This is a genomic window from Streptomyces tateyamensis (assembly GCF_003205575.1).
GTDB classification, from domain to species: domain Bacteria; phylum Actinomycetota; class Actinomycetes; order Streptomycetales; family Streptomycetaceae; genus Kitasatospora; species Kitasatospora tateyamensis.
Genome location: NZ_PYBW01000082.1, coordinates 43102 through 56377, shown reverse-complemented (window position 1 = coordinate 56377; position 13276 = coordinate 43102). Strand labels below are relative to the sequence as shown.

Sequence of the window (13276 nt, the reverse complement as noted above, 5' to 3'; positions counted from 1 at the left end):
GCACCAGGGTAAGCGAGAAGTACGGAGTCGCTGGTCACGGTGGGTAGCCTGGGGGCGTGACGGATATCCAGGCGACCGACCCGGCCCCCTCCACGGCAGCGTTCCGGCTCGCGTACGTGCCCGGCGTGACCCCCACCAAGTGGCTGCGGGTCTGGGCCGAGCGGCTGCCCGACGTGCCGCTGACCCTGGTGCAGGTCGGGTCGACCGAGGGCGGCGCGGCGCTGGTCGCGGGGGAGGCGGACGCCGGTCTGGTGCGGCTGCCGGTCGACCGCACGGTGCTCAGCGCGATCCCGCTGTACACCGAGACCACGGTGATCGTGCTTCCCAAGGACCACCTGCTGACCGCGTTGGACGAGGTCACCGTGGCGGACCTGGCCGAGGAGGTGCTCTGGCAGCCGCTGGACGACACCCTGGACTGGGCCGAGCGTCCCGGCACACCCGCCTACGAGCGGCCGGAGACCACGGCGGGCGCGATCGAGCTGGTGGCCGCGGGGGTGGGCCTGCTGCCGGTGCCGCAGTCGCTGGCCCGGCTGCACCACCGGCGGGACCTGACGTTCCGACCACTGGTGGGCGTGCCCCAGTCGCAGATCGCGCTGGCCTGGCCGGAGGCGGCGACCACCGAGCTGGTCGAGGAGTTCATCGGGATCGTCCGGGGCCGCACCGCGAACAGCTCGCGCGGGCGCGCCAAGGAGGAGCCGAAGCCGGCGGCCGCGCCCAAGGCGAAGAAGCCCCAGCAGAAGGGCCAGGCCGCCGGTCAGGGGGTGCGGGCCAAGCAGGGTGGCAAGCCGGGTGCGAAGTCGGGAGCCAAGGCCGCCCCGGCCAAGCGCGGCCGCCCGGGCCGCCGCGCCCGGTAGGCGAGCCGCTCGCCCCCTCCAACGTGGCGCAGGCCCACCCCTGCTTGGGGGTGGGCCTGCGTCAGGTCCGACGGTGCGTCACTCGGTGCGTCACTGCGAGGGGCTGTCCGTCGCCCCCGGGGAGGCCTCCGCCGACGGAGCACCCGAGCCGCGGGCCGGCAGCAGCGGCGCGCAGGTCTTGTACGCGGCGGCGGTGGCCGGGTCCGCGGTGTTCAGGTCGCGCATGCTGCCGTTGGTGGGCAGCGTGACGCCGTGGTCCTTCAGGCAGCTGGCGAAGGCCTGCAGCGCACTGTTGTTCAGGTTGCCGCCGCGGCCCTGCCCGTTGCCCTGCGGGCGCAGCGAGGCGCAGGCCTGCATCGCGGCCTGCCGGGTCGGGTCGGCCGAGCCGCCCCCGAAACCGCCGCCGAAGCCGGCCCCGGGGCTGCCGCTGGGGCGACTGGACGGGCGCCCGCTGGGCCGTCCGCTCGGGCGGCCGGAAGGCAGGGTGACGCCGTGCTGCTTGAGGCAGTCGGAGTAGGCGGCGTACTGCTGCTGGTCACCGGAGGCGGAGGGCGAGGCGGTGGCCGGCGCCGACGAGGCGGTGCCGGCGGAGGACGAGCAGCCGGTCAGCAGCAGGCCGGCGGCCAGCAGGGCCGCGGCGCCGGCGGAGCGGATGGTGGTCCGGGTCAAGGCCGGTGCCTCCTGGTCTAGATGAAGCGGTCACCGCAGACTGTTGCGCACGGTCGTGGGGAAAGGCTGGGCCTTCCTGGGAGTTCCCCGCGCACCAGCCGGGCCACCTGACACCCTCGCCGCCCGGATTGCCCCACTCCACCCCCGTACGCGGCGAACCGGCTCCCACCTGCCTCCCACCTCCCTCCCAGCCTCTTCGAAGCGCGAGCTGGCCGAACCTTTGCCCGCCCGTACCTCCCTTTGACGATCTTGGGTTCCCACGCTCCCTCGAAGTCGGCCCGGCCGATCTCCCGCGCGGCAAGCTGCGTCCCGAGTCCGCGAGGTGATCAACTCGCGCCGGCCGGGCTGACTCCCTTGACCTGGAACGAGTTCCACCGCGCCCGCCATTGCCGCTAGTGCCGCGTCAGGCAGCCATCCAGCCATGGAGATCACGATTGTCGGGCCCCTCGGCTGGAGCTTCAGGCTGGATCCACGTGCCTGCTCACGATCCATGCGTGCTTGCCCACCTGGCGGAGACGGGTGAATCCGTAGTCCTCGAACAGTTCGACCGTCCCGCTGAAGAGGAAGCGGCCCTGGGCCTGGCGGCCGAGAGTGGCTTCGGTGATGGCCTCGACCAAGCCTCCGCCGGCCTGGGCGATCTGGTCGAGGGCACCCGCCAGGGCTGCGTGGGCGATGCCCCGGCGGCGGTGTTGCCTGTCGACGTAGATGCAGGTGATCCGCCAGTCCGGGAGCGGGGGCGCGTCCTTGTCGTACGCGCGTCGGTGCTTGATGTTGGACAGTTCCTCAGGGCTGCCGTACTGGCACCAGCCCTGGGCGGCGCCCTCGTCGTCGAGAACGAGTGCCGCATGTGCCTGGTCCGTGCGTACACGCTCCTCTTTGGCGGTGCGGTGGTCGATTCCCGGCCGGCCGCACTCGGGGTGGTAGCCGATGCACCAACAGCCGCCGAAGATGCCGTTGTTGCGTTCGACGAGTTCGGCGAACGCGTCCCAGGTCGAGGCGTTCAGTCGGCGGATGGTGTAACCCGCAGTCAGGGCCCGTTCGGTCACTGTCCGGCTGCCACGGCGCCGAGGAGGCGGGCGAGTTCGGCGGGCCTGGTGAACATCGGCCAGTGGCCGGAGTCGATGTCGACGAACTCGACGTTCTTGGCTCGGGTGAGCTCGGGCGCCTCGCCGGCGGCGATCCATTCGCGGGCCTGCTCCGGGGTGAACTCCGTGCAGACCACCACGACCGGGACCTCGTAGCGGCGTTCGTCCGACAGCCGGACCACGCCCCTGGCCACCTGCTCGGGGACGGGGATGGCATCGGCTTCGATGCGCTGTCGCAGTTCCTCGTCGAGGTCGGCGCTGTCCGCGCCCTCGAACGGGCCCCAGCCGGGGAAGGGCATGGCGCCGTCGCGCATCTCGAAGAAGTCGGCGTACGGCTGGCCGTCCTCGTTCGGGAAGCCGCCGATCAGCACCAGCTTGGCCACCCGCTCCGGGCGGGCGTCAGTGGCCAGCCAGCCGAGCGTGCAGGCGGCCGAGTGCGCCACGAGCAGGGGCTTTTCCGCCGCTGTGTCAACGGCGGCGAGGACCGCCGCCACCTGTTCGTCGAGCGTGGCCGAGGAGTGTCCGTCGCCCTGGCCCGGAAGGGTCACCGGCCGCGGACGGTGACCGAGCGCCTCAAGGGCCGGTGCCACCGCGTCCCACGCGGTGCCGTCCAGCCACAGGCCGCCGATGAGCAGGATTTCCACAGTGAGATCAACTTTCCGTCGAGGTGGGAGCGGTGGCAGCAGCCGAAAGCGTCGCGTGCGCCGCGCAGCGGACACGGCCTGCCCGGTCGGGCTTTGCCATGCTAGGAGCGATTCAGGACGATCTGCTTCCTGATTGCCAGGAAGCCGCCTACGCTGTCCGGCGTGGAGACCGGAACGAGCCCCACCGCCCGCGCACTGCGCACCCTTGAAATCCTGCGGACCCGCCCCGGCACGACGGCCGAGCAACTCGCGGAGAAGCTCGGAGTGACCGATCGCGCCGCACGTCGCTACGTCGCGATCCTGCGGGAGGCCGGCATCCCCGTGGATTCCGTGCGCGGCCCGCACGGCGGCTACCAACTGCGCCGCGGGACCAGGCTGCCACCGGTGAGCTTCACCCAGAGCGAAGCGGTCGGCCTGGTCATGGCGGTGCTCGACGGCAGGCCCGCCGCCACCGACTCTGGGGACCTCGTCGGCTCCGCCCTCGCCAAGGTCATCCACGCGCTGCCCGAGGGGATCGGGCGTCAGGCGGCGGCACTGCGCGAGCACGCCGCGGCCGCGCCCGATCCGAGTGCGGCCTACGCCGATCCCGCCATCACGAGCGCCCTGGTGGACGCGATCGCGTCCAGGCGGCGTGTGGTGATCACCTACCGCAGCGAGGCCGGCAACCAGTGGCAGGCGGCGGTGGACCCGTGGGCGGTCGTCGTGCGCCGGGCGCGCTGGTACCTGCTCTGCCATTCCCATCGTGCGGACGCCGTGCGCACCTACCGGGTCGACCGGGTACTGGCGGCCGAGGAGACTGCGGTCGCGTTCCGGATGCCTGAGGACCTCGACCCGGTCGCAGTGCTGGAGGAGAACCTCGGCACCGGATGGGCCTATCCCACGCGGGTGCTCTTCGACGCACCGGCGGAGCAGGTAGCCCCGTGGGTCGGGCCATCGATGGGGCGGCTCGAACCCGTCGGGGCGGCGGGACAGCAGTGCGTGCTCGTCGGCAGCACCCGCAACCCGGCGATGTATGCGCAGGAATGGTTGGCGGCGGTCCCCTTCGCCTTCCATATCGTGGGCGGGACGGAGCTTCGGGACGCGGTGGCCAACCTGGCGTCCCACCTTGCCGCCGCCGTCTCCGAACCGGCATCGGGGGCGGGGCAGGGTTGGCGCCGAGGCGTCGGCGGCCAGTGAACTCCTGACCTCCACAGCTGGCTCAGGCGGACGTCTCAGCGGCGCTCGCGCATCCCGTGGTGGCCGGCGTTTCCGGTCCGGTGCGCCAGACAGCCGCACGGGGGAGTGGCCGAAGCGGGCCCCGCCTCGGCGATGCCGTAGGGGTGCGACAACAGGGCCCCTGAAAGGTTGGTTGGCTTCGACGCCGTTCGAGCTACCAAGGGGCTCTGCGGTGTTGACGGTGTCGAAGCTCGGAGCCCCTGCCCTGGGGTCGGCAGGCGGTGTCGGAGGAGGTGCCCGGGGTTGAAAACAAGCACGCATGATTGCTTTTTTCGTTCCGCTGGCCCACCATCGTTCCCAGCTACGCCCCGTGCCCCGCGCCAGAGAGGCCGCCGCATGTCCGCCAGCACTGCCCCCCAACCTGTTCGGCCGGTGCGGCCGCTTCGGATCGGGAACGCGTCCGGTTTCTACGGGGACCGGTTCGCCGCGTTCGAGGAGATGCTCGGTGGGGGGCCGCTGGATGTGGTGACCGGGGACTACCTGGCCGAGTTGACCATGTTGATCCTGGCCCGGGACCGGCTGAAGGATCCGCAGGCCGGGTATGCCAAGGGGTTCCTGCGGCAGTTGGAGGGGTGCCTGGGGCTGGCGGCGGACCGGGGGGTGCGGATCGTGGTCAACGCCGGCGGGCTGAACCCGGCGCGGCTGGCCGAGGCGGTCGAGAAGCTGGCCGGGCGCCTGGGCGTCGCGACCCGGGTGGGGTACGTCACGGGTGACGACCTGCTGGGCCGGGCCGCCGAGTTCACCGAGCCGGCCCAACTGCTCGCCGCCAACGCCTACCTGGGCGCCTTCGGCATCGCGGACTGCCTGCGGTCCGGCGCGGATGTCGTGGTGACCGGCCGGGTGACCGACGCCGCCCTGGTGGTCGGCCCGGGGGTGGCCCACTTCGACTGGCAGCGCACCGACTTCGACGCGCTGGCCGGGGCCGTGGTGGCCGGCCACGTGCTGGAGTGCGGCGCGCAGGCCACCGGCGGCAACTACGCGTGGTTCACCGAGCTCGCCGACCCGGCCCGCCCCGGCTTTCCGCTGGCCGAGCTGCACGCGGACGGCAGCAGCGTGATCACCAAGCACCCTGGCACCGGCGGGGCCGTCACCGTCGACACGGTCACCGCCCAACTCCTCTACGAGACGGGCGGACCGCGCTACCTGGGACCCGACGTCACGGCGCGGCTGGACACCGTGCAGCTGGCGCAGCAGGGCCCGGACCGGGTGCGGATCAGCGGGGTGCGCGGCGAGGCCCCGCCCGCCACCCTCAAGGTGGGCCTCAACCGGCTGGCCGGCTGGCGCAACGAGGTGGTCTTCGTGCTCACCGGCCTGGACATCGAGCAGAAGGCCGAGTTGGTGCAGCGCCAGGTCGAGGCGGGGCTGGGGCCGGACGGGCCGGCCGAGGTCCGGTGGACGCTGGCTCGGACCGACCAGCCGGACGCCCCCACCGAACAGCAGGCCGGCGCGCTGCTCCAACTCACCGTGCGCGACTCGGACCAGGCCAAGGTCGGCCGGTCGGTCAGCTCGGCCGCCGTCGAGCTGGGCCTGGCCAGCTACCCCGGTTTCCATCTGACGGCGCTGCCCGGCCCGGGAACCCCGTACGGTGTGTTCACCGCCGCCTACGTCGAGCAGGGCAGCGTCGAGCACTGGGCGGTGCGCCCGGACGGCGGGAGGGAGTTGATCCCGCCGGCCCCGGTGACTGCGGGGGAGGAACCCGAACTCCCGCTGCACCAAGCGCAGTACGAGCCGCACGGACCCACCCGCCGCGCCCCGCTCGGCCTGCTGGCCGCCGCGCGCAGCGGTGACAAGGGCGGCGACGCCAACCTGGGCGTGTGGGTGCGCAGTGACCCCGCCTGGCACTGGCTGGCCACCACCCTGACTACCGAACAGCTGCGCGAACTCCTCCCGGAGACGGAAAAGCTGACGATCCATCGGCATCTGCTGCCGAACCTGCGCGCCGTCAACTTCGTGATCGAGGGCCTGCTCGGCGAGGGCGTGGCCGCCCAGGCCCGGTTCGACCCGCAGGCCAAGGCGCTGGGGGAGTGGCTGCGCTCCCGCTACCTGGACATCCCCGAGGCTCTGCTGCCGAGCCTCCTCGCAAGCTCGGAGACTGCCCTGTGACCGTCCTGCCCACCCGGCTCGACCCGGCCGCGCCCGAGTACGCCGCCAACCGCACCGCGATGCTGGACAAGCTCGCGGCGCTGGACACCGAGCACGCCAAGGCGCTGGCCGGCGGCGGCCCCAAGTACGTGGAACGCCACCGCAAGCGCGGCAAGATGCTGGCCCGCGAGCGGATCGAGGCGCTGCTCGACCCGGACACCCCGTTCCTGGAACTGTCCCCGCTGGCCGCCTGGGGCAGCGACTACCCGGTCGGCGCGGCGATGGTCACCGGCATCGGCACGGTGGAGGGCACCGAGTGCCTGATCACCGCCAACGACCCCACCGTGCGCGGGGGTGCCAGCAACCCTTGGACCCTGCGCAAGGCGCTGCGGGCCAACGAGATCGCGCTGCGCAACCGGCTGCCGGTGGTCAACCTGGTCGAGTCCGGCGGTGCCGACCTGCCCAGCCAGAAGGAGATCTTCATCCCGGGCGGCGCGCTCTTCCGCGACCTCACCCGGCTCTCCGCGGCCGGCATCCCCACCATCGCCGTGGTCTTCGGCAACTCGACGGCCGGCGGCGCGTACGTGCCGGGCATGTCCGACCACACCATCCTGGTCAGGGAGCGGGCCAAGGTCTTCCTCGGCGGCCCGCCGCTGGTCAAGATGGCCACCGGCGAGGAGGCCGACGACGAGTCGCTCGGTGGCGCCGAGATGCACGCCCGCATCTCGGGCCTGGCCGACCAGTTCGCCGCCGACGAGCTGGACGCGCTGCGGCTGGCCCGGCGCACCGTGCTGCGCCTCAACTGGCGCAAGCCCGGCCCGCAGCCCGACCCGCTGGCCGCGCCGCCCCGGTACGCCGAGGAGGAGCTGCTCGGCATCGTGCCGGGCGACCTCAAGGTGCCGTTCGACCCGCGTGAGGTGATCGCCCGGATCGTCGACGGCTCCGACTTCGACGAGTTCAAGCCGCTCTACGGCACCAGCCTGGCCGCCGGCTGGGCCCGGATCCACGGCTACCCGGTCGGCATCCTGGCCAACGCGCAGGGTGTGCTGTTCAGCGCCGAGTCGCAGAAGGCCACCCAGTTCATCCAGTTGGCCAACCAGCGGGACATCCCGCTGGTCTTCCTGCACAACACCACCGGTTACATGGTCGGCAAGCAGTACGAGCAGGGCGGCATCATCAAGCACGGCGCGATGATGATCAACGCGGTCTCCAACAGCCGGGTGCCGCACCTGTCGGTGCTGATGGGCGCCTCCTACGGGGCCGGGCACTACGGGATGTGCGGGCGGGCCTACGAGCCGCGGTTCCTGTTCGCGTGGCCGAGCGCCAAGTCCGCGGTGATGGGACCGCAGCAACTGGCCGGCGTGCTCTCGATCGTGGCCCGCCAGTCGGCCGCGGCCAAGGGCCAGCCGTACGACGAGGAGGCGGACGCCACCATCCGCGCCATGGTCGAGCAGCAGATCGAGGCCGAGTCGCTGCCCGCCTTCCTGTCCGGCCGGCTCTACGACGACGGCGTGATCGACCCGCGCGACACCCGCACCGTCCTCGGGCTCGCCCTGTCCGCCGTGCACGGCGCGCCGGTCGAGGGCGCGCGCGGCTACGGCGTCTTCCGGATGTGAGGGCGATGAGCGAGGCGAGAGTGACGACCAACGCGAAGGCCGCGAGCGGGCTGACGGCCACCAGCGAGGGGGCGTCGACGAGCGACGTGCAGGCCGCGAGCGAGCTGACGGCCACCAGCGAGGGGGCGCCGATGAGCGACGTGCAGTCCACGAGCGAGCCGAAGGACCGTCAGACCATGATCCAGCGCCTGCTGATCGCGAACCGGGGCGAGATCGCCCGCCGGATCGCCCGCACCTGCCGCGAACTGGGCATCGCCACCGTGGCGGTGCACTCCGACCCGGACACGGGCGCCGCCCACGTGCGGGAGGCGGACAGCGCGGTGCGGCTGCCCGGCGCCGCCCCGGCGGACACCTACCTGCGGGCCGACCTGCTGGTCGCCGCCGCGCTGGCGGCCGGCGCCGACGCGGTGCACCCGGGCTACGGATTCCTCTCCGAGGACCCGCAGTTCGCCCGCGCCGTGCTGGCCGCCGGGCTGACCTGGGTCGGGCCGCCCCCGGCGGCGATGGCGGCGATGGGGTCCAAGACCGCCGCCAAGCAGCTGATGGCCGCCGCCGGCGTCCCGGTGCTGGCCCCGGTGGACCCGGCCGCCGCGACCGCGGCCGACCTGCCGCTGCTGGTCAAGGCGGCGGCCGGCGGCGGCGGCCGCGGCATGCGGGTGGTCACCGAACTCGCCGCGCTCCAAGGCGAACTGGCGGCGGCGGGCGCCGAGGCGCTGGCCGCCTTCGGCGACGGCGAGGTGTTCCTGGAGCCCTATCTGGCCACCGGTCGGCACATCGAGGTGCAGCTGCTCGCCGACGGACACGGCACGGTGTGGGCGCTCGGCGAGCGCGACTGCTCGATCCAGCGCCGCCACCAGAAGGTGATCGAGGAGACCCCCGCCCCTGGGCTGGACCCCGAACTGCGGGCCCGGCTGGCCGAGGCCGCCACCGCCGCGGCCCGGGCGATCGGCTACACCGGCGCCGGCACCGCCGAGTTCCTGCTCGGCTCGGACGGCCGGTTCTTCTTCCTGGAGATGAACACCCGCCTGCAGGTCGAGCACCCGGTCACCGAGTGCGTCACCGGCCTGGACCTGGTGGCCCTCCAACTGGCCGTCGCCGAAGGGGAGCGGCTCGGCCCCGAGCCGCCCGCCCCCGCCGGGCACGCGATCGAGGCCCGGCTGTACGCCGAGGACCCGGGCGCCGACTGGCAGCCGCAGAGCGGGGTGCTGCACCGGATCGAGTTCCCCGCGGGCCCGGGCCTACGGGTGGACTCCGGCGTGGTCAGCGGCGACACCGTCGGCGTGCACTACGACCCGATGCTCGCCAAGGTGATCGCCTGGGCGCCCACCCGGGCCGGCGCGGCCCGCCGGCTGGCCGACGCGCTGTCCCGCACCCGGATCCACGGCCTGACCACCAACCGCGAACTGCTCGCCCGCACCCTGCGCCACCCGGCGTTCCTGGCAGCCGAGTTGGACACCGCGTTCCTGACCCGCCACCCGGAGCTGCGCACCGGGCAGCCGGACCAGGAGCCGGACAGAAGCGAACTCCCCCTGGCCGCGCTGGCCGCCGCCCTGGCGGACGCCGCCACCCGCCGCACCCCGCTGCCCTCGGGCTGGCGCAACCTGCCCTCGCAGCCGCAGACCAAGCGGTATCAGGCAGCGGACGGTGCGGAACTGACGGTCCGTTACCGAATGACCCGGGACGGGCTGCAGGCCGAGGAGCACCCCGGCGTCCGGCTGCTGGAGTCCACCCCGGACCAGGTGGTGCTGGAGGTCGACGGCGTCCGCCGCAGCTTCCAGGTCAGCCGCTACGGCCGCCAGGTCCACCTGGACCAGCCCACCGGCAGCACCGCTCTCACCGCCCTGCCCCGCTTCCCCGAACCCGAGACCCAGGTCGACCCGGGCGCCCTGCTCGCCCCCATGCCCGGCACCGTGATCCGGACCGCCGTCACCGAGGGCGAGCAGGTGACGGCAGGTCAGCCGCTGCTCTGGCTGGAGGCGATGAAGATGGAGCACCAGGTCACCGCCCCCGTCGCGGGCACCCTGACCGCACTGCGCGCCGTGCCCGGCCAGCAGGTCGAGCTGGGCGCCCTGTTGGCCGTCGTCGAACCCGTACCCTCACCCTGACCGGAGGACCAGTTCCCATGGCACCGAACAGCACCGAGAGCCCGTTGATCGAGAGCCCCGAGCGGATCGCGCTGCGCCAGGCGGTCGGCGACCTGGGCCGCCGGTTCGGCTCCGAGTACTTCCTCAGGCGCGCCCGGGCCGGCGAGCACACCGACGAACTCTGGCAGGAGGCCGGCAAGCTGGGCTTCCTCGGCGTCAATCTGCCCGAGCAGTACGGCGGTGGCGGCGCCGGCGTCTACGAGCTGTCCATCGTGCTGGAGGAACTCGGCACGGTCGGCTGCCCGCTGCTGATGATGGTGGTCTCGCCCGCCATCTGCGGCACCATCCTGGCCCGGTTCGGCACCGAGGAGCAGAAGCGCGGCTGGCTGCCGGGCCTGGCCGACGGCAGCCGCCGGATGGCCTTCGCCATCACCGAGCCGGACGCCGGCTCCAACTCGCACCGGCTGTCGACGGTGGCCAAGCGGGACGGCTCGGACTGGATCCTGAACGGCCGCAAGGTCTTCATCTCCGGCATCGACGGCTCCGACGCCGTGCTGGTGGTCGGGCGCACCGCGGACGCCCGCACCGGCAAGCTCAAGCCCGCGCTGTTCATCGTCCCGCGTGAGACCCCCGGCTTCGAGTACCGGCCGATACCCATGGAACTGCTCTCCCCGGAGCGGCAGTTCCAGGTCTTCCTGGACGACGTGCGGCTGCCCGAGGAGGCGCTGGTCGGCGACGAGAACGCGGGCCTGCTGCAGCTGTTCGCCGGGCTCAACCCGGAGCGGATCATGACCGCCGCCTTCTCCCTCGGGGTGGCCCGCCAGGCGCTCAACACCGCCACCGAGTACGCCCGCACCCGCACGGTCTGGGACACCCCGATCGGCGCCCACCAGGGGCTGGCCCACCCGCTGGCCCAGTGCGCGATCGAGATCGAGCTGGCCCGGCTGATGATGCGCAAGGCGGCCCACCTGTACGACGCGGGCGACGACCTGGCCGCGGGCGAGGCGGCGAACATGGCCAAGTACGCCTCCGGGGAGGCGGCCACGCGCACCGTCGACCAGGCGGTGCAGACCCTCGGCGGCAACGGGCTGACCCAGGAGTACGGGCTGGCCGCGCTGCTCGCCGCCACCCGGGTGGGCCGGGTGGCGCCGGTCAGCCGCGAGATGATCCTCAACTACGTCGCCCAGCACACCCTCAAGCTGCCGCGCTCGTACTGACACCGGCACCGACACCCACGCAGGACACCGACACCCACGCAGGACACCGACACCCACGCAGGACAGCGACCCCGACCCCGACCCCGACCCGGGCCACCGAGGACCGACGCACGACACTGACACCCTGCCGCCCGCGTGCCGACCCCGGCACGCGGGTAGCACCAGGGGCATCCGCTTCGCTCCCCACCACCCGCAGGAGTCGCCATGGTGTTCCGCAGCCAGTACCCGGACGTGCCCGCCGTCGAGCTCCCGCTGCACGAGGCCGTGCTCGGCGACTCGGTCCAGTGGTACGCCGACACCCCCGCCCTGATCGACGGACTGACCGGAGCGAGCGTCAGCTACCGCGAACTCGGCGAGGCGGTGGACCGGGTGGCCGCGGGACTGGCCGAGGCGGGCCTGGTCAAGGGCGACGTGCTCGCGCTGCACAGCTACAACGCGGTCCGCTACCCGATCGCGCTGTACGGCGCGATCAAGGCGGGCGCCACCGTCACCACCGTCTCCTCGCTGGCCACCCCCGAGGAGCTGGCCGGCCAGCTGCGCGACAGCGGCGCCCGCTGGATCATCAGCGCCCTGCCGCTGTCCCCGGTCGCGCTGGCCGCCGCCGAGGGCCTGGAGATCCGCGAGACCTTCCTGCTGGACGGCACCGACGGCGTCCACCGCACCCTGGACGACCTGCTGGCCGCCGCCGGCCCGGCGCCGCAGGTGGCCATCGACCCGGCCCGGGACCTGGCCATCCTGCCCTACTCCAGCGGCACCACCGGCCTGCCCAAGGGCGTGATGCTCACCCACCGCTCGATCGCCACCAACCTGGCCCAGGTGGCCGCCGTGCACGCCACCGAGCCGGGCGAGCGGGTGATCGGCATTCTGCCCTTCTTCCACATCTACGGGCTGTCCGCACTGCTCAACCGGGCGCTGCGGGCCGGCGGCACCATGGTGGTGCTGCCCCGGTTCGACCTGGAGCAGTTCCTGCGGGTGATCCAGGAGTACCGGATCGAGGCCGTCCCGGTCGCCCCGCCGATCGTCCTGGCGCTGGCCAAGCACCCGCTGGTGGACGCCTACGACCTCTCCTCGATCCGCTACGTGCTCAGCGCCGCCGCCCCGCTGGACGCCGCACTGGCCGCCGCCGCGGCGGACCGGCTCGGCCTGCCGACGATCCACCAGGGCTACGGCATGACCGAGCTCTCCCCGGCCACCCACCTGGTCCCGCTGGACGACCCCGAGCCCTCGCCCGGCGCGGTCGGCAAGCTGGTCGCCGCCACCGAGCTGCGGGTGCTGGCGCTGGACGGCAGCGGCCGCGACCTGGGCATCGACGAGGACGGCGAGATCCTGATCCGCGGCCCGCAGGTGATGATGGGTTACTTCGGCCGCCCGCACGAGACCGACACGATGATCGACTCGGAGGGCTGGCTGCACACCGGCGACGTCGGCCACCAGGACGCGCGCGGCTACCTGCACGTGGTCGACCGGGTCAAGGAGCTGATCAAGTACAAGGGCTACCAGGTGGCCCCGGCCGAGCTGGAGGCGCTGCTGCTGACCCACCCGCAGATAGCCGACGCCGCCGTGATCGGGGTGACCGACGACGAGGGCACCGAACGGCCCAAGGCCTTCGTGGTGCCCGCCCCGGGCGCCGAGCTGACCGAGCAGCAGGTGATCGACTTCGTGGCCGACCGGGTCGCCCCGTACAAGAAGGTGCGCGCCGTCGCCTTCCTGGCGGCGGTCCCCAAGTCCGCCAGTGGCAAGATCCTCCGCCGCGAGCTGCGCGGCAAGTAGCCTCTGCCTGGACGCGGCGCCGCCGCCCGCCACCAGTCGG

General features: G+C 73.1%; 10 protein-coding genes. 7 read left to right on the top strand and 3 right to left on the bottom strand.

Annotation, left to right across the window (positions count from 1 at the left end; genetic code table 11):
* Nucleotides 1-56 precede the first annotated feature (56 nt).
* Nucleotides 57-854, top strand: coding sequence for a LysR family substrate-binding domain-containing protein (locus C7C46_RS22170; protein WP_425470103.1), 798 nt, complete (start codon nt 57-59; stop codon nt 852-854).
* A gap of 90 nt (nt 855-944) precedes the next feature.
* On the opposite strand, the gene C7C46_RS22165 is transcribed toward C7C46_RS22170, so the two are convergent.
* The 3 genes from C7C46_RS22165 to C7C46_RS22155 form a co-directional block, all read right to left on the bottom strand.
* A complete protein-coding gene (locus tag C7C46_RS22165) occupies nt 945-1523 on the bottom strand; it encodes a hypothetical protein (RefSeq protein ID WP_110671646.1) in 579 nt (192 codons plus the stop codon).
* A 458-nt stretch (nt 1524-1981) separates the two neighbouring features.
* Nucleotides 1982-2569 (bottom strand): GNAT family N-acetyltransferase, encoded by a 588-nt coding sequence (locus C7C46_RS22160; protein WP_245984699.1) that lies wholly within the window; start codon nt 2567-2569, stop codon nt 1982-1984.
* Complete coding sequence (locus C7C46_RS22155; protein ID WP_110671645.1) at nt 2566-3252, bottom strand: alpha/beta fold hydrolase; 687 nt, start codon at nt 3250-3252, stop codon at nt 2566-2568. Before C7C46_RS22155 ends, C7C46_RS22160 begins: the two co-directional genes overlap by 4 nt.
* A 162-nt stretch (nt 3253-3414) precedes the next feature.
* On the opposite strand from C7C46_RS22155, the gene C7C46_RS22150 reads away from it, so the two are divergent.
* The 6 genes from C7C46_RS22150 to C7C46_RS22125 all read left to right on the top strand — a co-directional run bounded on the left by C7C46_RS22150 (nt 3415) and on the right by C7C46_RS22125 (nt 13236).
* Nucleotides 3415-4428, top strand: a complete 1014-nt coding sequence (locus C7C46_RS22150) for a helix-turn-helix transcriptional regulator (protein ID WP_110671644.1) — start codon at nt 3415-3417, stop codon at nt 4426-4428.
* 375 nt (nt 4429-4803) lie between these two features.
* Nucleotides 4804-6570, top strand: a complete 1767-nt coding sequence (locus C7C46_RS22145) for an acyclic terpene utilization AtuA family protein (protein WP_110671643.1) — start codon at nt 4804-4806, stop codon at nt 6568-6570.
* Nucleotides 6567-8165 (top strand): acyl-CoA carboxylase subunit beta, encoded by a 1599-nt coding sequence (locus tag C7C46_RS22140; protein WP_110671642.1) that lies wholly within the window; start codon nt 6567-6569, stop codon nt 8163-8165. The genes C7C46_RS22145 and C7C46_RS22140 overlap by 4 nt, the downstream gene beginning before the upstream one ends.
* Before the next feature lie 176 nt (nt 8166-8341).
* Complete coding sequence (locus tag C7C46_RS22135) at nt 8342-10270, top strand: acetyl/propionyl/methylcrotonyl-CoA carboxylase subunit alpha (protein WP_110671665.1); 1929 nt, start codon at nt 8342-8344, stop codon at nt 10268-10270.
* Between the two features lie 17 nt (nt 10271-10287).
* Nucleotides 10288-11466, top strand: coding sequence for an acyl-CoA dehydrogenase family protein (locus C7C46_RS22130; RefSeq protein ID WP_110671641.1), 1179 nt, complete (start codon nt 10288-10290; stop codon nt 11464-11466).
* 207 nt (nt 11467-11673) lie between these two features.
* A complete protein-coding gene (locus C7C46_RS22125; protein ID WP_110671664.1) occupies nt 11674-13236 on the top strand; it encodes an AMP-binding protein in 1563 nt (520 codons plus the stop codon).
* The last annotated feature ends 40 nt before the right edge of the window (nt 13237-13276 follow it).

Bases quoted from the DNA above. Each gene is read 5' to 3' on its own strand.
- C7C46_RS22130 (WP_110671641.1), top strand. From the start codon at position 10,288: ATGGCACCGAACAGCACCGAGAGCCCGTTGATCGAGAGCCCCGAGCGG.
- C7C46_RS22145 (WP_110671643.1), top strand. From the start codon at position 4,804: ATGTCCGCCAGCACTGCCCCCCAACCTGTTCGGCCGGTGCGGCCGCTT.
- C7C46_RS22135 (WP_110671665.1), top strand. From the start codon at position 8,342: ATGATCCAGCGCCTGCTGATCGCGAACCGGGGCGAGATCGCCCGCCGG.